A 19385-nucleotide genomic window follows, 5' to 3' on the forward strand; every position below is an offset into this window, starting at 1 on the left:
ATAAAAATCATTTGAATGTAGTACTTAAATTATCAATAGTTTTAGAACTTTTCTTTATTTTATCACTATTGTTATTTACTTCTTGAGCTAGCTCAGCATTGTTTTTAGAAATATTGTCGATTGTGATAATACTTTGATTGATTTGATTGGCTACAACACTTTGCTCTTCAGTGGCTGTTGCTATTTGGGCGGTCATATCACTCACATCATTGACATTTTTAATAACATCGTCCATTTTCTGTTTTATGCTATTTGAGTCTTCAGAGCATTCTTCGGCGTTATCTTTACTAGTAAGCATAACTTTGCTCCACTCTTTTAATGTGGTTTGTAATTCTTGTACAGATCCTTGTATCTGCACTGCAGCACCTTGAGTTCTACTCGCTAAAGTTCTAACCTCATCGGCAACGACTGCAAAGCCACGCCCTTGTTCTCCGGCTCTTGCCGCTTCAATGGCAGCATTTAACGCTAACAAATTGGTTTGATCTGCAATGCCTTGAATTTCCGACATAATAGTAGAAATTTTTTCTACATCGGCGACTAATTCCATAGCACTCGTTGCCGCATTTTCAACGTCTTTTGTTAAGTGTTTGATTTTATTTTGATTGGTGTCAATAACTTCGATGTTTTCTAAACACTCTTGTTGAATAGTTACAACTTTATCGTGAGTTAACGTTGTGTTTGTGCTGACTTCATCGATTGTCGCGCTCATTTCAGTAATAGCAGTTGCTAATTGTGCTAAATGTAAGTTTTCTTCTTGAATCCCGTCGAGCATCTCATTTGATGCTTTTTCTAATCCGTTAGCTACATTGACTAACGGTCTTCCAGAGTCATGGCTTCGGCCTAATATTGTTTTTATTTTAGCTTTATATAATTCGCTCGGGTAGTCTATCAGTCCTGTTAATCCTTTCCCTGAATATATGAGGCGCGACGGGCTATCAAAAGAAGCTTTTGTTTTAGTAATGGTATTAGGAATAGAGATCAGCTCTTCTGAAAAAATGGTAATAATGAGACCTAAACAAACCATTAAAATTACAATTGACGTAAATGAGCCAACAAGTAACCAATTCGCTAGTAAAGCTAAGCCTACTACCGCGACTATACTTAAGCGTTTTATCGGGGTATTTGCATTTAAATCTAAGGTTGATTGATTGTTATTTAAAGTGTTATATAGTTTTTCCGCTTTTATCTTTTGTTCATCCGTCGGGCATGCTCTTACTGATTGATAACCTGTTATTTTATCGTTTTCATACAATGGAGTAACATAAGCATCTACCCAATAAAAATCACCATTTTTACAACGGTTTTTCACCATACCGCGCCAAGAATCTCCTCGCTTTAATTTTTGCCATAAATCAGCAAATGCCGCCTTAGGCATATCAGGATGGCGAACTATATTGTGATGTTGTCCAACTAACTCCTCGAGTGTATAACCTGCCACCTTACAAAATTGAGGGTTTGCATAAGTTATTCGCCCGTCTAAATCAGTAATCGAAACTAATTGCTCAAAACTTTTAAATGTTTTTTCATTTGTTGATGTCTTGTTCATTTATATATCCATATGGCTAAAATAGTGTTGGAAACTGAGAATATTATCAATGATAGCGGTATAAACGTTATCAATTTAATATTTAACTTTTATCAATAACATAAATATCAAATACTTAGTGTAGTATTATTTAGCGTTAAGTCAATTTAGCTTAGAGGAGGGAGTGTTTGATTTTTTAATAGCGTTCAATTATTCGTTTTAATTGCCTCAAAGTCAGCTAATATTCACTGAAGCTCTACTTAGTGCCATTTAAGGTGAAAGTTAATCGCTTACCTTAAATGATGAAACTTTACTTTTAACAAAATAAACCAATTCAGAGAATGTATATGACTTATACACTAGTCCATAATAAAACATTAGCTCACTATGAATATCATATTGAAGGGGCTATTGCCTACATCACCTATGATGAAAAACATGGCAAGCTGCACTTAACTCATACCGTTGTGCCTGACGAGCTTTCAGGAAAAGGATTGGCAAAAATGTTATTAGAGGATGTATTAAAACAAATCAAAAAAGACAATAAAAAAGCCGTTGCTCAGTGCTCATATATTGTTAAATACTTAGAAAAGCACCCAGAAGCTAGTCATTATTTTGTTTAAAATATTGTTAATATTCTTAAACATACTGCTATATTAATTGTTGTATCAAGTGTTGGTGAAAACCTTTTATTAAATAAGCTTATTAAATCGCGGTGTTGAATGATTGATGTTAATTGGATAAAAAATAATTTTTCTTGGGCGTTATTTGTTCAATTTATATTGTTAATCGTTGGCAGTATATTCATTACAGTTAGTCATAATAATCATCAAAGAAACATAGATGATCAAATTATTTCAGCTTTAGATAAACAATTAGCTTTTTTATCAACAGGTATAGCTGAGAAGCTAGAGCTTTCTTTATTTAACTTAAACGCTATGCGTGGTGTTATACATGGTGTGGGGATAAAGCAATTAAATTATCAAGCTATCGCTAATTATTCAAAAAGTATACATCATCAATCTAAGCTTACTGGTGTGAATGGTACGGGCTTTATAAAAATGGTAGCTCCTCAAGAGTTAGCAACCTTTACTAGTCTTGCACAACAAGACAGAGAAGATAAAACTTTTAATGTGAAGCAGTTATTTGAAAATCAAGAAGATCACTTTATCATTCAATATATTTTTCCGGAACATAATAATTATCAAGCGATTGGGCTTGATATTGGTTCAGAAAGCATCAGAAAACAAGCCGCTCTTTTTTCCGCTCTTCATAATCAAGCACAATTAACGGCGCCCATTACCTTAGTTCAAGAGAATAAAAAAAGCCAACAAGGCTTCCTACTTTTGTTACCTGTGTATAACACTATTAATTCACCTGTTACTGAAAATCAACGTATGGAGAAACTGGTAGGTTGGGTTTACTCGCCATTACTGATTAACGATGTGCTGATGTCGCTTTCTCAATTAAATAGAAATTTTTTGAGTATTTCAGACGTTAATAATAATGAGTCGCTTAAATTTTTTAACAGTGGTGATACTCAAGATATAACGCGTTATTCTGTTGCTGACACTTATCAAATAATGGGGCGTAATTGGCACCTAAATTTAACTGCCACTACGCATTTTATTAAAGAGTTAAACCTAAATGGAAGGTATAGCGCTTTACTTAATAACTTATTAATTACTACTTTAATTATGTTGATAGTCGCACTTGTGCAGCTTGTTTTCCATCGGAAAAAGCAACAGGCTGAAATAGAAATAGCCTTATCAAAGTACCATGAGAAAGCCCTTGAAGAAGCAAATACAAAATTAACAGTCGATGTTAATGCGCGAACTCAGCAACTTGCTGAAATAAGTATATTGCACAAAAGTATGTTAAACAGTGCAAGTTATGCAATTATAGCAACGGATATGAATGGCCTTATCACTGAATTTAACCCTGCGGCAGAAAAAATGTTGGGTTATCGAGCAGATGAAGTTATAGGAAGTAAAACCCCCGCAATATTTCATTTAGAATCTGAAGTAGTTGAAAGAGCAAAACAGTTGAGCATTGAACTCAATCAGCCTATTGAGCCGGGGTTTGGTGTTTTTGTCGTTAAAGCAACGCCAAGTCAACCTGATATCGAAAAGTGGACTTACCTTAATGCTAATGGTAAGCATATTCCTGTGTTACTGAGTGTGACACCGCTGCTTAATAGTGATGATAAAACAGTAGGTTACTTGGGGATTTCTTATGATTTAACCGAACAGTTAGTTTATGAAAGAAAACTTGCCGATGCTAAAGAGGTTGCTGAAAAAGCCTCTCATGCAAAATCTGAATTTTTGGCAAATATGAGTCATGAAATTCGTACGCCGATGAATGGTATTTTTGGCATGCTGCAATTGTTACAAGCATTACCCTTAAATACTAAAGCCAATGAATATTTAAAAAACGCACTTTATTCTACTAGAGCACTTTCAACAGTTATTAATGATATTCTCGATTTCTCTAAAATAGAAGCGGGAAAACTATCAATAGAAAAAAGAACGTTTAACTTGGACGATTTATTAAGCTCTGTAGAGGCAGCTCTTGTAGGTTCTGCCAGCAATAAAAATATCACCTTTAAGGTTGATTCAAAGGTTACACATGCTTATTGGTTAGGTGATGACGCACGTCTAAGGCAGTGTCTGCTGAATTTAGTTTCTAATGCGATTAAGTTTACGGACCAAGGTGGTGTTACGCTAGAGGTCTCGATGAACAATGCTAATGAAGTGCGTTTTATTGTTTCAGATACTGGGATTGGTATATCGGAAGAAGCATTAGGGCGGTTGTTCCAACGATTTGAACAAGCTGATACCTCAACCACTAGGGAGTATGGTGGTACTGGGTTGGGCTTATCTATTACTCATTCTTTAATTGAATTAATGGGGGGGCGAATCGAAGTCAGTAGTACAGTAAAACAAGGCAGTAAATTTTATATTTTTTTACCGTTAATTAAATCTGAAGCGACAGCTGAAACTAATCAAGACCAAGATATTGAATACCCCAATCTAAGTGGCAAAATTATTTTATTAGCAGAAGACAATAAAATAAACCAACTTGTTGCAAAGAATATGCTGTCGCCGAGTAAAGCGAAAATAATAATAGCCAATAACGGAATTGAGGCCGTTGAGCAATATAAAAAACAGCTACCTGATATCATATTTATGGACATACAAATGCCCAAAATGGATGGAATGGAAGCTTGCTTAAAGATTAAAGCAATCGCTCCAGAACAAAAAATTGTTGCTTTAACGGCTAATGCATTAACGGAACAAAAACAGTTGTATGATGAAGCTTTTGATGGTTACTTACCCAAACCTATTGTTCAGGTTGAGTTAATTAAGTTGTTGAAATCAATGTTTTAACTGTAATGTTAACCTTTTTGTAATTCTTCTAATAAATCGTTAATTTCGGCTTTTAGATCTTTATCGACAATTTTATTACTACTAATTTTTGCTTTTTGTAAATGTTCAATAGCGCCGGCATCGTCACCCAACTCTGCTTTTAACGAAGCAATGGAAAAACCAATAGATGAACAAAAATCCGTCGAATTTATCGCTTCAGCTTTTACTAGTGCTTTCTCGTAAAGCTCAATGGCTAAGTTATAATCGTCAGTAAAATCTGCGAGAGTTTCCCACTGAACAGGGTGATCTTTATCACTGTCTTTATTATCGTCACAAATTTGTTTTAGTTCGCTGTAGCAATTATCGAAGCGCTTTTGATCTTTACGATGTACCGACTGCATTAAATCTTTAGCTAAGGTATGTACGCGTTTATATATTTTGGTATTCATGATGGTTAGCGGTCTAATTAATTTAAGGAATTGATTGTTAGTATAATGTTTTTCAACTAACTAAACAGGCTTAGCTGTTAATATCACCCTGAGAAATAATATCTTTTTTGACTAATGTATTAAGAATATTTGCACATTGGGTCTTTAACATGTCTCTTAGCAGTCTAACCGCAGGAGTAATCGATTGCCTACTAGGGCAAACTAACCAAAGTTCAGTTTTTCTCGGCTGGTAATTGGGCATAATACTCACTACATTGCCCGCTAATAAGTCGGTTGACATATCAAGGCAAGATTTTACTGCTATACCCTTACCAGAAACACACCAACGTCTGACTAAATCACCATCGTTTGAAATCCGGTTGCTGTTCATTTTAATTTTAAATTTTTGATCTTTGCACTCGAACTGCCAAATATTATTAACAACGTCATGAAGTTGGTAGAAAAGTCCATTGTGTGAGGTTAGATCATCTGGGTGTTCAGGCACATCGTTTGCTTCAAGATAATCAGGGCTGGCACAAAGTACGCCCGGTACATTACAAATTTTAAAACCATAAAGGTTAGTATCTGTTGGTGAGCCATAACGAATAGCAACATCAACAGAGTCTCGATAAAAGTCGATATTGCTATCACTGGCATGTATTTTAACACTCACTTTAGGGTGTGTTTGCATAAATTCATCAAGCCAAGGAAAGACAATATTACGGCCTAAATCTGATGATAAAGCGATACGTAATTCTCCCTCTATGGTATCTAATTCATCATGAATATTTTGTTTTGCTTGGGCGAGTGTGGCTAGCGCTTGCTGACATTGAGGAATATAGCGCTCTCCAGCTGTAGAAAGTCTTAATTGACGTGTGGTACGAATAAATAAATCAACTCCCAGTGCTGCTTCTACGCGTTTTATTGCTGCACTTGCTGTAGCTGTTTGCATATCAAGGCTAGTGGCTGCACCGGTAATACTTTTAAATTCAGCAACTTTTAGCACAACCTGAAGATCTTCTAATAACATATTGTCAAAAATAATTTGATAATCATTCAATTATTATGCTGTTTATCTTTAGTAAATCAAGTTTTATTATTATCCCCGTTAACACGCTATTAATTTAAAATTATTTACCTTTAATGCTAAAGGCATAAACGGAGAACATCATGAAAGCCATTGGATACAAAAAATCTTTACCCATTAACGATTCTCAGTCATTGGTTGATATCGACCTTCCTCTACCTAAAGCAAGAGGTCGAGATCTTCTAGTTAAAATCGAGGCAATTGCTGTAAACCCTGTCGATTATAAAATTCGTCAAAATGTTGCATCACCTTCAGGTGATTATAAAGTGATTGGTTGGGATGCTGTTGGTGAAGTCGTAGCCATGGGAGCAGATGCCAAGGATTTTAAGCTAGGTGATAAAGTCTATTATGCTGGCGATTTAAATCGCCAAGGAAGCAACGCAGAATATCAATTGGTGGATGAGCGTATCGTCGGACATAAACCCAAAAGTTTATCAGGCTTTGAAGCTGCGGCTTTGCCATTAACAACAATTACTGCTTATGAATTATTATTTGAACACTTGGCTGTTAGCAAGAAAAACCCGTCCAGCAGTGAAAAGTCAAGTGAGGTCATTTTAGTTGTTGGTGCTGCAGGTGGTGTTGGTTCCATATTAATTCAATTGATTAAAGCAATTACAGGCGCGACAGTTATCGGCACAGCCTCTAGAGAAAGTTCAAAAAGCTGGGTGAAAAAACTGGGTGCTGACTTTGTTGTTGATCATAGTCAGCCGCTTAAAAGTCAAATTGAAGTGTTAGGTATCGACCAAGTGACTCACGTTGCGAGTTTAAATGGTACTGAAAATTATTATGACGAATATGTGGAATTGTTAGCACCATTTGGAAAAATTGCGATGATAGATGATCCGAAAACAAGCTTAGACATTATGAAATTAAAGCTTAAAAGTTTGTCTTTACACATAGAGTTTATGTTTGCACGCTCAATGTTTAATGCAAAAGACATCAATAAACAAAGTCGATTACTTAATGAAGTGTCAGAGTTAATTGATCAAGGTTATATACAAACGACAGTTGGTCAGTCGTTAGGTAAAATTAATGCTGAAAACTTAAAGCTAGCGCATAGATCATTAGAAACCGGTCAATCAATCGGTAAAGTAGTGCTAGAAGGATTCTAGTTGGTCTTTATAACTGACAGAGACTTACTTATAATAAGGTAACAATTTTTGCTTTGTTACCTTATTACTGCCTTATCTTCTTGCCATTGCAAACCTGAGTGAGGAACCTATTAAGCTATTATTCATTAATCTACAGACTTACTATGCGTTTATTAAAATCAACTTCCCATCCTGAAATCGATCATACATCGTCAACTGTTTTCACCCGTAAAGCGACAAGAGCTATTGTACTTAATGGCGAGAATATTTTGCTGTTATATACCAAACGTTATCATGACTATAGCCTACCAGGTGGTGGCATTGATGAAGGAGAAACCAAGGTAGAAGGACTTATTAGGGAGCTTAAAGAGGAAACGGGCGCAAAAAATGTCAAAAATATTCAAGCGTTTGGTTTGTACGAAGAATATAGGCCTTGGCATAAAGAAGATTTTGATATCGTTCATATGCAATCTTATTGTTATATTTGCACGATTGACAAAAAATTACTCGAACCAGAGTTAGAACCTCATGAAATTAACAATGGCATGCATCCTATTTGGATGAATATTCATCAGGCAATCGAGCATAACGAGACAACCATTGCCTCGAGTAATAAGAAGGGCTTATCGATTGAACGAGAAACATTTTTATTAAAACGCATCGTTGATGAACTTTTATAAAACGATTAATTTTTTAGTCTCAATGTTTAACACTTATTTTTTTGCTTGATGAAAATTTAAACGAAAAGTTAAGTTTAGTTGGGGTCAAACCGTTTATTGCTGTATAATACGCGACCTTATTATTTTGAGTATTTTTTGTTGTTTGCATTGCTTTTAAAAGTTTGTGGTAAATCATCAAGGAAACACTTAATCGCGGTTGGCAAAATTTAGGAATTACCTTTGATCACTACATCTAATATTACAATGCAATTTGGCGCAGAGCCTTTGTTTGAAAACATTTCGGCGAAATTTGGCAACGGTAACCGTTACGGTTTGATCGGCGCAAATGGTTGTGGCAAATCTACATTTATGAAGATATTAAGTGGTGAGCTTGCGCCAAGTTCAGGCAACGTCTCGGTAAGCACAGGCAACAAAGTCAGTACCTTAGGGCAAGATCAGTTCGCATTTGAAGAACACAGTGTTATTGACACCGTTATTATGGGTGATATGGCATTATGGAAAGTTAAGCAAGAACGAGACGCTATATACGCACAACCTGAAATGAGTGAAGCTGATGGCATGCGTGCGGGCGAGCTTGAAAGTGAGTTTGCAGAAATGGACGGTTACACGGCGGAAAGTCGTGCTGGTGAGATATTATTAGAAGCAGGTATTGAAGAGTCTTTTCATTTTGGTTCAATGCAGCAAGTTGCACCAGGTTGGAAGTTACGTGTGTTACTTGCCCAAGCACTTTTTGCAAACCCTGATATTCTTTTGCTGGATGAGCCTACCAACAACCTAGATATTCATACCATTAGTTGGTTAGAAGGTGAGTTAAACAAACGTAAGTGCACTATGATTATCATTTCGCATGATAGACATTTTCTTAATTCTGTTTGTACCCACATGGCTGATATCGATTATGGTGAATTACGTATTTACCCAGGAAATTACGAGTTTTTCTTAGCGCAATCTGCGTTATTACGCGAACAATTATTATCGGGTAATGAGAAAAAAGAAGCTGAAATTGCAGAATTACAAGACTTTGTTAATCGTTTTGGCGCTAATGCATCAAAAGCGAAACAAGCCAGTTCTCGTGCGAAAAAAATGGATAAAATTAAACTCGATGATGTGAAGTCATCAAGCCGCATTACCCCAAAAATTGCTTTTGCTCCGGGTAAAAAAATGCATCGCCAAGCATTAGAGCTTGAAAACCTTGGTCATGGTTTTGATGGTGAAGTGTTATTTGAAAAGGGCGATTTACTACTTGAAGCAGGCGCTAAGTTAGCCATTATCGGCGAAAATGGTGTGGGAAAAACGACTTTTCTTCGTTGTTTAATGAACGAATTAACTCAAAATGAAGGTGTAGTTAAGTGGTCAGAAAATGCTTCGGTAGGTTACTGTCCGCAAGACAGTGGCTCATTTTTTGATAATGACTTAACACTGATGGATTGGATGTCACAATGGCGACGTCCTTGTCACAACGATTTAAGTGTACGTGGCATGTTAGGTCGTATGTTGTTTACTGACGACGATGCCAACAAAAAAGCGCGTAATTGTTCAGGTGGTGAAAAGAACCGGTTATTGTTTGGTCGATTAATGATGGCTGATATTAATGTGCTAATAATGGATGAGCCGACCAACCATATGGATATTGAAGCTATTGATGCTTTGAATAATGCGTTAAAAGATTTTGAAGGCACTTTGATTTTTGTCAGTCATGACCGTGAATTTGTTTCAAGTTTAGCTACGCGTATTATTGATATTAAAGATAAAAAATTAATCGACTTTCAAGGCTCGTTAGATGAGTACCTTGATAGTCAGGTTAAAGAATCAAAAGTAGCGTAATAACTACCAAGGCCTTAAACACTTAAGCCTCAAATGCTTTCTTTATCTGCTTATTTGGCAGATAACGCGAAAATGTTTGAGGCTTTTTTATCATCCCAATTAACCAATAGGCTGCGCCATTTTATATAATGACTTGATCTTTTCATCAATCATACCAACCTCAAAATAAACACTTATCAGTAAATATTATTATGTTGTCTTACCTTTTGCCGATCATTATTGGCGCAGCCATTATCGGCTATTCAGTTGGCAAGCCTTATTGGCGTGAGTATCAACGGCGTAAAGTGAAAAAACAGCCATTTAAAAAACATTGGCGTAAAGTTATTCAGCAACGTATGCCTTATTTCAAACAAATGCCAACCGATTTACAGTTGCAACTAAAGCAGCATATTCAAGTATTTTTATCAGAAAAAAGCTTTGTTGGCTGCAATGGCGTGGAAATTACTGATGAAATTAGGGTAACTATTGCTGCTCAAGCTTGTTTATTACTGCTTAATCGTAAGACTGATTATTATCCTAAACTTCGTACGGTGCTTGTTTACCCCCGCGCATTTATTAAAGAGCAACACAGTATAAGTGCAGATGGAGTGCAGCAGCTAAAAAGAGTCGCTTTATCGGGAGAGTCGTGGGATTTTGGTCAGGTGGTTTTATCTTGGCAAGATACACTTGATGGCGCAAAAATTATTGATGATGGACACAATGTTGTTATTCATGAGTTTGCTCATCAGCTTGATCAAGAAAACGGCAGAGCCAATGGTGCACCTATTTTAAGAAATGCTCAAAGTTACCAAGCTTGGTCTGAAGAGTTTTCAAACCAATTTGAACAGTTAAAAGCTCAAGCATTATCGGGACAGCCTTCAATATTTGATTATTATGGGGCAACGAACCCAGCAGAATTTTTTGCTGTAACCAGTGAAGTGTTTTTTGAAAAATCAACTCTGTTTTTTCAACAACACCCTAAGCTATATCAGCAACTAAAGTTGTATTATCAGGTAGATCCAATACATTGGAAATAACTCTACTGGCAACAGCTCTTTATCGTTAAGCTTGGCGTTGAAAAAAGTCTTTTAAGTAGTCGATAATTAAACGTAGCTTTTTTGAGTCGGCATTACCTGGTGGGAAAACACCATAAAGGTTAATGTCTTTTAGAGCATAATCATCAAGTACAGAAACTAAAGTGCCTGCAATAATTTTAGGTTTAGCATCGTATACAGGAATACGACCTAAGCCGTGTCCCCCCATAACAAAAGCGGTTTTTGCTGCAGCATTATTGGTACTAATTGTTCCTTTCATTTCAATACTAAATGAACGCGTCCCTTTTGTTAATTCTAAAGTGTTCGACGTTAGTTTATACAAAACCCATTGATGTGCAGTTAATTGTGTTGGATGTTTGGGAATACCATGTTTTTCGAAATAATTGGGTGCACCACATAAGCATGTTGCGAGTGTTGATATTTTACTTGCTTGTAATCCTGAGTCAGGAAGCGGCGCTCCTCGGATCGCTAAATCAATACCTTCCTTCATAATATTAATCACATCATCTGTTAACATAACGTCGAGCTCAATTTTAGGGTACAAGGCTCTAAACTCATTCAGCGCTGGTACTATTTTCTGTAATCCTATATTCACAGGACATGTTATTTTGATTAAACCGACAGGCTCGTGCTTTAAATTCTCAATTTTTAAATTAGCGGTAGATGCTTGTTCTGCAATAACACGGCAGTATTGATAATATTGCGTTCCCGCTTCGGTTAACGATATCGCTCTTGTGGAGCGATTAAGCAGTTTAATGCCTAAATGTGCTTCAAGCTTTTTAATATGGTAGCTCACTACGGCACGAGATAGACCAATTTTTTTAGCTGCACCACTTAGTGTTCCTTGCTCGATAACTTGAGCAAAAACGACCATACTTTTTAATTGTTCAAATGAAATATCCATTAAGTACCACTTTAATTAACTTATCGCGTTAAATAGTATTCTATCGCGCTATTGTATCATTTTATGATACAAAGAAGTTTATGTTGTCTGCATTGTTAAGCTTTATTTGAAAATATACACTGAACTTAATTAACTACAAACAGCAAAAACAAACGTCTAACAAACAATACGGAGCTAAAATGACAGCTAAAAAACTATTAATGGTACTAACATCGCATGATAAATTAGGTAATACAGGCGAAAAAACAGGCTTTTGGGTTGAAGAATTTGCTGCACCTTATTATGTATTTAAAGATGCAGGTTTTAATGTGATCATTGCGTCACCTTTAGGCGGACAATCACCTATTGATCCTAAAAGTGAGTTAGCCGATTTCCAAACAGCTGATACAGAACGTTTTAACCAAGACGTGGAAACTCAACGCTTAGTTGCACAAACTTTAAAGCTTACCGATGTTAATGCTGAAGATTTTGACGCTATATTTTACCCAGGTGGTCACGGCCCATTATGGGATTTAACCGAAGATAGTGTATCTATTGCACTAATTGAACGTTTTCTTGCTACAAACAAGCCAGTAGCTACGGTTTGTCACTCTACGGCGGCTATATTAAATGCCAAAAATAATGAAGGCGATTATGTCGTTAAGGGTAAGGCGATATCTGGTTTTTCTAACAGTGAAGAAGATGCGGTTGAGTTAAGCCATGTGGTGCCATTTTTATTAGAAGATGAATTAGTTAAGCGTGGGGCTGATTATCAAAAAATTGAAGACTGGCATGCTTTTGCTGTACAAGATGGACTAATTATATCAGGACAAAACCCTGCTAGTTCAGCTGTTGTAGCACAAAAGTTATTGCAGCACTTATCAGCTTAGCATTGTATTTTTAACATATACTTTGCACATTTATTCAGACAGTGAACTTACCCCGTTCGCTGTCTTTTTAATCTGATTCGATAAAATCAAAGGTAGGAATTCTAAACGTTTCTCTTGTTAATAGAGTTTTAGCCACCTCAGGAGGTACTTGATAAAATTCGTTTACGTACTTCTGAGCATTTAAATATTGCCTAATTTTCGATTTAACTTGGCACGGTTTTTCGCATTTTAATGAAAAAACTAAATGATATGTGCCAGGGGATTGTGCTGAAAGTGAGCGAGCATAGTTTTTGGGATCGTCAGGTGTACAGCCAATTCGTATCACGTCTGAAAAAAAAGAATGGGTCATTACATACACATGACCAAGGGCGACTTCATTATTCGCTTGATCTAATTTATCTTCCTTTGATAATTTACTCTTATTAATCAATGGTTCCTCCTTAGTAAACTCCGGTAGCTTAAATTGTATCATGCATTTAATTCTTTTTTATTGCTGAAAACTCACTATTTCACTCTAGCCTTTATACTCTACTTTTAATTAAAAAACTTGTCTGTTAATTATTAAAGCAATCTAAGGTTATTGATAAGTAATAAATTAACAGTGTCTTATTTTATACTTAGTATTATAGTTACCAGTAATAATTTAGTTGCTTGAAGGTTATCGATTGAAAATATCTAAGTATTTATGGTTTTTATTATTCACATCAACTTTTTCACTAGCCGCTGATCAAGTTAGTTTAAAGTTAAAATGGAAACATGGGTTTCAATTTGCTGGTTATTACATGGCAAAAGAAAAAGGATATTTTAAAGAAGCAGGTTTTGACGTTGAAATACTAGAGAGGGAGGCAAAGAGTTCTGCCGCTGAAGATGTGCTTAATGGTAAAGTCACATTTGGCATAGCAGACTCTAGTATTGTGCTACAAAGGTTAGAAGGAAAACCGATTGTTATTGTTTCAACGATTTTTCAGACCAGTCCGCTTGTGTTTATGACCTTAAAAAGCAGTAAAATTAAAAGTCCGTACGACTTCAAAGGCAAGCGCATCATGTTTCAAAAAAGTATCGATGACGCTTCTTTGCAAGCTATTTTACAGTTATTTAATATTGGAAAAGATGATTACACTTTTGTTACTCATAACTTTGATAATTGGTCGTTAACTAACGGCACCACAGATGTGATGTCGGCGTATTCATCTAATCAACCGTTTTTATACGAGCAGAAAAACATCGCGATTAATATTATTGACCCGAGTAGTTATGGCATCGACTTTTATGGTGACTTACTTTTTACTTCAGAAGCGTATGTAAAAAATAATTTAGGTAAAGTCAAAAAGTTTAATCAAGCGATTTATCAAGGTTGGCAATACGCACTTAGTCATCAACAAGAAACAAGTGAACTCATTATAGAAAAATATAATTCAAACTTAAATCTTGTGACAGTGCTTGCCGAGGCAAAATCAATCGCTTCAATTGTTAAGTTTGATATGGTGCCATTAGGTACTATTTATCCTGCCAGGTTTTCGCGGATAGCAGACACTTATAAAGAACTTGGTATGGCAGAAAAACAAGCTAGCTTAACGGGCTTGTTATTGAGTGAATATGAAACAGTAAAGTTGCCAATAAACAAGACGCTGTTAGTTGCTATTGTTATATTATTATTAATTTTTGCTAGCTTTATTATTTTACAATTTTCGTTTAATCGGCGATTAAAGAATTTAGTTAGCGAAAAAACAGAAGCACTAGAAGAAAGTTACGCTCAACAAACTAAGCATGTAAATCTGCTTGAAAATACCAACCAACAATTGCTAAAAGCGAATGAAACAGCTGAAATAGCGAACCAAGCGAAATCACTTTTTGTTGCTAATATGAGTCATGAAATACGTACACCAATGAATGGCGTTTTAGGCGGATTACAAATATTATCTCGATATGATTTATCACAAGAAGCCAGAGAGATTGTTGATACATCTATCTACTCTTCCAAGTTATTAACAACCATCATTAATGATATTTTAGATTTTTCTAAAATTGAAGCGGGTAAGCTAGTTTTAGAGCATCGTTTTTTTAGTTGCCGAGAAATCACTGCAATAGTCGCACAAGAACTGTCTTTAATTGCTAAGCAAAACAATAACCACTTATTGGTAAATTATGATGAGGGCTTTATTGATGGCTGGTTAGGTGACGAAATAAGAGTAAGACAGATCATGACGAACTTACTCTCTAATGGTTTAAAATTTACTGAAAATGGCACGGTTGAACTTTATATTTCCCATCAAAAAAATCAATTAAACCTTAAAGTCGTTGATACAGGCATTGGAATGGATGCCGAACAACTTAAACAACTTTACTCTCGATTTGAACAAGCGGATAAATCGACGACTCGAAATTTTGGCGGCACAGGCTTGGGAATGGCGATTACTCAAAGTTTAGTGCTATTAATGAAAGGCACAATTACAGCAACAAGTTATGTTAATCAGGGCACGACTATTGATGTCTCATTAGCCTTGGAACAAGGTCAGGGGAGTGTTAAACAAAATGCGGAAGCAGCCCCCCCTGTACTCGATAATTTAACGATACTGTTAGCTGAGGATAATCGAGTCAATCAAACAATATTTAGAGCAACAATAAAACCTACACACGCTAAAGTTGATATTGCTCAAGATGGTTTAGCAGCCATCGATTATATGAGCAAACATACACCCGATATTATTTTTATGGATATACAAATGCCAAGACTAGATGGTGTTGGTGCTTGTGTTGCCATTAAAAAAACGCATCCTAATATTCCTATAATCGCTTTAACGGCAAACGTAATGACAGAAGATGTTGCACACTATGAGCAAGTTGGTTTTGATGGTTATATCGCTAAACCCATTGAGCTTAATAAGCTTTATGCTGTATTGAAAAAATTTAAAGGTAGTGAGTAATTAAGCCGTTAATTTATTTGAGAAGTAGACGATTTTGTTCAGGTATACCGTTATACTCTTACTTTTAATTCGACCTAGTGATCGGTTAGCAAAGTCAATGCTGAGCTAGAACGTATATTGTCGCTTTGTCATTACTTTTCTAATAAGGTCTACTATGGGTTTTTCAACGCTTGGCTTATCCGAGCCACTCTTAAAAGCGGTAACAGAGTTAGGTTATACATCGCCTACAGCTATTCAAAAAAAAGCAATTCCAGTGATTTTATCAGGTAAAGATATTATCGCGTCAGCTCAAACTGGAACAGGTAAAACGGCGAGCTTTGTTCTGCCCATTCTGCATTTACTAAATAATAAAGGAAAGCTTAGAGGTAAGCGTATCCGTGCTTTGGTTGTTACACCCACGCGTGAATTAGCCCTTCAAGTTGAACAGAGCATTAGCCAGTATGGGAAATATGTCGAGCTCACTTCTATGGCGATGTATGGTGGTGTTGACTCAGCCCCTCAAATACAGCGATTAATTTGGGGAGTTGATATATTAGTCGCTACCCCCGGTCGGTTATTAGATATGGCGCACCAAAGAGCATTGCACTTTGATGAATTAGAAATGTTAGTGTTAGATGAAGCTGATCGAATGCTCGATATGGGATTTATTGAAGATATCAATAAAATATTAGCGCGCTTACCTGAGCAACGACAAAACTTATTGTTTTCTGCAACCATGTCAGATGCCGTTAAATCGCTAGCGAAAAGAGCTATCAATCAGCCGGTTGAGTTAACCGTTTCAGAAGATAACACTCAAAAGAAAAACATTAAACAGTGGCTTGTTACTATTGATAAAACCAATAAATCAGCCTTGTTAAGTCATTTAATACATTCTTTAGCGTGGCAACAAGCATTGATCTTTATTGAGACTAAGCATGGAGCTGCCAAATTGGTAAGCCAACTTGAAAAGCGAGGAATCAAGGCAGAATCACTTCACGGAGGCAGAACTCAAGCCGTTCGTGAACAAATTCTTAACGAATTTAAATCGGGTAAAATTTCATTTTTAATTGCCACAGGAATTGCCGCTAGAGGTATTGATATTGGCGCACTTGAGCGGGTTGTTAATTACGATTTACCTGCCCAAGTAGACGAATACATTCATCGAATTGGCCGAACTGGTCGTGCTGGCGCAAGCGGTGAAGCTGTGTCTTTTGTTTCTAAAGATAATTTTAGAGAGCTTTGCGCGATTGAAAGCCGCTTAGGGCATATTATTGAAAGGAAATCGTTTGACGAATTTCCCGTGAAAAAGGTTGTGCCTGTTTCAATTTTAAACTATCAAACTCAGTATCAAAAAAATAAACAGCGATAAGTAACATTAACCTTTTTGCTGATTTAAAGTTTGGGCTAAGTCTTTTGCTTGTGACCAAAATTGATTAGATATCTTACTAATTTCATTTGATTCGGCGTTAATGAGTATGGCAAAGCCTATATCTAAATCAGGAGAGTAGCCAATATCAGCTCGAAAACCTTCTACCCAACCTGAGTGATAAATAATAGGGAAGTCATCAAATTGGTACAAGCGCCACCCATACCCATAATGTGCATCTGTTAAATGTTCGCGCCAGTAGCGGCGTCTTAAATCTTTTTTAGTTTTAATTCGAGGGGTGGTTAATTCTGTTAATAAATTGGGAGATAAAATGCGAGGTTGGTGGCCCAAATTAGCAATTAGCCATTTAGCTAAATCACTAATGCTTGCGTTGACACCAGCTGCAGGCGCAACTTTATAAAAGTCAGGTTGTACCTTTACTGTTCGCCAAATATAGCGTTTGATATCTTTTCCATTTGCATCTTTTTTACCTGTATTAATTCGCTTTCTTAATACATGTGGCTGAGCGGAGTTTTTCGCGGCTAAAAAGGGTGATAATCCTACAGATGCATTAGTCATTTTTAATGGGGAAAAAATCCGATCATGCATTAACTTTGTATAGCTTTTAGGCTGGCTTGCTTCAATAGCCGGCTCTAGTAAGGCGTAAGCAATATTTTGATAGCCATAGCATTGAGCAGGTCGACAAATGGGGGAGACTCTGTCAAAGCGGCCAATAATTTTTTCCATATTCCAGTTTTCGTGTAATAAATTATCGTAAGCATTTGGCATTAAACCACTAGAATGACTTAATAAATGTTGTAGTTGAATTTTTTCAGCTGCCCCTTTTTTCGCTAATGAAAATTGAGGAACATATTGAGTTATAGGATCGGTGAGCTTTAATCTTTCTTCCTGTGCCAACATGGTTGTAAGGGTGGCTGCAAAGGTTTTTGATACGGAGGCTAAGCGAAATACTGTGTCGTGCGTTATTTTCTGGCTTTTTTTCTTATCGGTATAACCAAAGGTTTTTAGGGCAAGTACTTTATTATTTTTTACAATCACATAGGCCCCACCGGGAATACTTTTTTGTGTTAGTTGAGAAACAACATTTTTGGCGAAGGCGTCGTTAAATTGACTAATACTATTGCTGTTATTTAGGGGATTAGCAAAAGCAAATGGTGTGATTAATAAAAAAGATAATAGGTAAAGTCGAAAATACATAGAAAGTCTCAGAATAAATGCGCAGAGCATTCTAACGATTTTCTACAAAAATAAAAAGAGCAGTCAGCATGAGTTTTTAGTGAAAAGTGTTTTAAAAATCAAGGTAATTAATAAAAAGGCGCTGATAGTAAACTCTATTAGCGCCTTGGTGATAATGCAGCTTCTATTGCTGAATTAAATGTACATCTCTTTGTGGGAATGGAATCGCAATCGCATTGCTATCAAGCGCTTTTTTCATCGCTTCATTTACGCCAAAAAACACATCCCAATAATGCTCAGGTAAACAGTGTGGTCTAACAACAAAGTTAACTGAACTGTCGGCCATTTCTACTACACCAACAAAAGGAGCAGGATCTTGCATCACTTTATCATTCGCTTTTAAAACATCATGTAAAACAGCTTTGGTTTGATCAATATCAGCCGAATATGACACGCCAATGGTTAAGTCAACGCGAATTTTCCCTTCAACAGTATAGTTAATCACTGAACCGTTAGAGGTAGAGCCATTTGGAATAATAATGCGCTTCGACTGAGGCGATACCAATATTGTGTTAAATATTTGCACTTCTTTTACAACACCTAAGTGCCCTTGAGTCTCAATTAAATCACCGACTTTGTATGGTTTGAAAATCATCACTAAAACGCCACCAGCAAAGTTAGCTAAGCTGCCTTGAAGGGCTAATCCTATAGCTAAACCAGCAGCACCTAGTACAGCGATAAAAGACGTAGTCGCGATGCCGATCATTGATGCAACAGAGATAAATAAAAGTACTTTAAGTAACCAAGAGGTTAGGCTGCCCATAAATGGAATTAAGGTGGGATCAACCTTAGAACGCTCCATAGAATGCATGATTAACTTTCGAATACCGCTAATAATCCATAAACCAATAATTAAAGTTAAAATAGCGAGTGCTAGTTTTGGCGCGTATTCTATTCCTAGCTCATAAGCCTTCATTGATAAAGCTTCGAGTTGTGTTGTGTCGGTATTACTCATTGTACTTCCTTTTGTTTCAACGGTTTGATTAAGTATTATTTTATCTTCTAATTAATAAAATACAATTTTTCTGTGCGTAAAAGAAGCAATATTT

16 protein-coding genes are annotated in these 19385 nt (G+C 36.2%); 9 read left to right on the forward strand and 7 right to left on the reverse strand.

The annotated features are described in order from the left end of the window. Positions 1–7: 7 nt before the first annotated feature. Positions 8–1546 (reverse strand): methyl-accepting chemotaxis protein, encoded by a 1539-nt coding sequence (locus tag AC27G3_RS09610; protein WP_487121020.1) that lies wholly within the window; start codon positions 1544–1546, stop codon positions 8–10. 326 nt (positions 1547–1872) lie between these two features. Here AC27G3_RS09610 and AC27G3_RS09615 point away from each other — a divergent pair, with 326 nt between their 5' ends. Further along, complete coding sequence (locus AC27G3_RS09615; RefSeq protein ID WP_487121021.1) at positions 1873–2148, forward strand: GNAT family N-acetyltransferase; 276 nt, start codon at positions 1873–1875, stop codon at positions 2146–2148. Between the two features lie 99 nt (positions 2149–2247). Beyond that, positions 2248–4914, forward strand: coding sequence for a CHASE domain-containing protein (locus AC27G3_RS09620; protein WP_487121022.1), 2667 nt, complete (start codon positions 2248–2250; stop codon positions 4912–4914). An 8-nt stretch (positions 4915–4922) separates the two neighbouring features. On the opposite strand, the gene AC27G3_RS09625 is transcribed toward AC27G3_RS09620, so the two are convergent. Both AC27G3_RS09625 and AC27G3_RS09630 read right to left on the reverse strand, forming a co-directional pair. Next, entirely contained in the window at positions 4923–5342 is a 420-nt protein-coding gene (locus AC27G3_RS09625) for a tetratricopeptide repeat protein (protein WP_487121024.1), read from the reverse strand. 70 nt (positions 5343–5412) lie between these two features. Then, the gene (locus tag AC27G3_RS09630; RefSeq protein WP_487121278.1) at positions 5413–6351 is read right to left on the reverse strand and encodes a LysR family transcriptional regulator; all 939 of its coding nucleotides are present in this window, start codon (positions 6349–6351) and stop codon (positions 5413–5415) included. A 140-nt stretch (positions 6352–6491) separates the two neighbouring features. Here AC27G3_RS09630 and AC27G3_RS09635 point away from each other — a divergent pair, with 140 nt between their 5' ends. The 4 genes from AC27G3_RS09635 to AC27G3_RS09650 all read left to right on the forward strand — a co-directional run bounded on the left by AC27G3_RS09635 (position 6492) and on the right by AC27G3_RS09650 (position 11019). Beyond that, the gene (locus AC27G3_RS09635) at positions 6492–7520 is read left to right on the forward strand and encodes a zinc-binding alcohol dehydrogenase family protein (RefSeq protein ID WP_487121026.1); all 1029 of its coding nucleotides are present in this window, start codon (positions 6492–6494) and stop codon (positions 7518–7520) included. Positions 7521–7663: 143 nt separating this feature from the next. Beyond that, entirely contained in the window at positions 7664–8179 is a 516-nt protein-coding gene (locus AC27G3_RS09640; protein WP_487121028.1) for an NUDIX hydrolase, read from the forward strand. 219 nt (positions 8180–8398) lie between these two features. Beyond that, entirely contained in the window at positions 8399–10003 is a 1605-nt protein-coding gene (locus AC27G3_RS09645; protein WP_487121030.1) for an ABC-F family ATPase, read from the forward strand. A 191-nt stretch (positions 10004–10194) separates the two neighbouring features. Beyond that, entirely contained in the window at positions 10195–11019 is an 825-nt protein-coding gene (locus AC27G3_RS09650; protein WP_487121031.1) for a M90 family metallopeptidase, read from the forward strand. A 25-nt stretch (positions 11020–11044) separates the two neighbouring features. Here AC27G3_RS09650 and AC27G3_RS09655 read toward each other — a convergent pair whose 3' ends face one another. Next, positions 11045–11941, reverse strand: a complete 897-nt coding sequence (locus AC27G3_RS09655) for a LysR family transcriptional regulator (protein WP_487121033.1) — start codon at positions 11939–11941, stop codon at positions 11045–11047. Positions 11942–12120: 179 nt separating this feature from the next. Between AC27G3_RS09655 and AC27G3_RS09660 the strand changes: the two genes are divergently transcribed. Continuing rightward, a complete protein-coding gene (locus AC27G3_RS09660; RefSeq protein ID WP_487121034.1) occupies positions 12121–12810 on the forward strand; it encodes a type 1 glutamine amidotransferase domain-containing protein in 690 nt (229 codons plus the stop codon). A gap of 67 nt (positions 12811–12877) precedes the next feature. Here AC27G3_RS09660 and AC27G3_RS09665 read toward each other — a convergent pair whose 3' ends face one another. After that, positions 12878–13240: a GIY-YIG nuclease family protein gene (locus tag AC27G3_RS09665; RefSeq protein WP_487121036.1), complete on the reverse strand. Its 363-nt coding sequence runs from the start codon at positions 13238–13240 to the stop codon at positions 12878–12880. Between the two features lie 235 nt (positions 13241–13475). Between AC27G3_RS09665 and AC27G3_RS09670 the strand changes: the two genes are divergently transcribed. Further along, complete coding sequence (locus AC27G3_RS09670) at positions 13476–15734, forward strand: ABC transporter substrate-binding protein (protein WP_487121038.1); 2259 nt, start codon at positions 13476–13478, stop codon at positions 15732–15734. Between the two features lie 154 nt (positions 15735–15888). Further along, complete coding sequence (locus AC27G3_RS09675) at positions 15889–17082, forward strand: DEAD/DEAH box helicase (protein WP_487121040.1); 1194 nt, start codon at positions 15889–15891, stop codon at positions 17080–17082. A 6-nt stretch (positions 17083–17088) separates the two neighbouring features. Here AC27G3_RS09675 and AC27G3_RS09680 read toward each other — a convergent pair whose 3' ends face one another. Beyond that, on the reverse strand, positions 17089–18297 hold the full coding sequence (locus AC27G3_RS09680; RefSeq protein ID WP_487121042.1) for a serine hydrolase domain-containing protein: 1209 nt from the start codon (positions 18295–18297) through the stop codon (positions 17089–17091). 163 nt (positions 18298–18460) lie between these two features. Continuing rightward, a complete protein-coding gene (locus AC27G3_RS09685; protein ID WP_487121044.1) occupies positions 18461–19291 on the reverse strand; it encodes a mechanosensitive ion channel family protein in 831 nt (276 codons plus the stop codon). Positions 19292–19385: the final 94 nt, after the last annotated feature.

This window comes from Colwellia sp. SU-HH01217, assembly GCF_057543495.1.

Coding starts and splice junctions, on each gene's coding strand:
- AC27G3_RS09610 (WP_487121020.1), bottom strand. CDS start 1,546: ATGAACAAGACATCAACAAATGAAAAAACATTTAAAAGTTTTGAGCAA.
- AC27G3_RS09615 (WP_487121021.1), top strand. CDS start 1,873: ATGACTTATACACTAGTCCATAATAAAACATTAGCTCACTATGAATAT.
- AC27G3_RS09620 (WP_487121022.1), top strand. CDS start 2,248: ATGATTGATGTTAATTGGATAAAAAATAATTTTTCTTGGGCGTTATTT.
- AC27G3_RS09625 (WP_487121024.1), bottom strand. CDS start 5,342: ATGAATACCAAAATATATAAACGCGTACATACCTTAGCTAAAGATTTA.
- AC27G3_RS09630 (WP_487121278.1), bottom strand. CDS start 6,351: ATGTTATTAGAAGATCTTCAGGTTGTGCTAAAAGTTGCTGAATTTAAA.
- AC27G3_RS09635 (WP_487121026.1), top strand. CDS start 6,492: ATGAAAGCCATTGGATACAAAAAATCTTTACCCATTAACGATTCTCAG.
- AC27G3_RS09640 (WP_487121028.1), top strand. CDS start 7,664: ATGCGTTTATTAAAATCAACTTCCCATCCTGAAATCGATCATACATCG.
- AC27G3_RS09650 (WP_487121031.1), top strand. CDS start 10,195: ATGTTGTCTTACCTTTTGCCGATCATTATTGGCGCAGCCATTATCGGC.
- AC27G3_RS09655 (WP_487121033.1), bottom strand. CDS start 11,941: ATGGATATTTCATTTGAACAATTAAAAAGTATGGTCGTTTTTGCTCAA.
- AC27G3_RS09660 (WP_487121034.1), top strand. CDS start 12,121: ATGACAGCTAAAAAACTATTAATGGTACTAACATCGCATGATAAATTA.
- AC27G3_RS09675 (WP_487121040.1), top strand. CDS start 15,889: ATGGGTTTTTCAACGCTTGGCTTATCCGAGCCACTCTTAAAAGCGGTA.
- AC27G3_RS09680 (WP_487121042.1), bottom strand. CDS start 18,297: ATGTATTTTCGACTTTACCTATTATCTTTTTTATTAATCACACCATTT.
- AC27G3_RS09685 (WP_487121044.1), bottom strand. CDS start 19,291: ATGAGTAATACCGACACAACACAACTCGAAGCTTTATCAATGAAGGCT.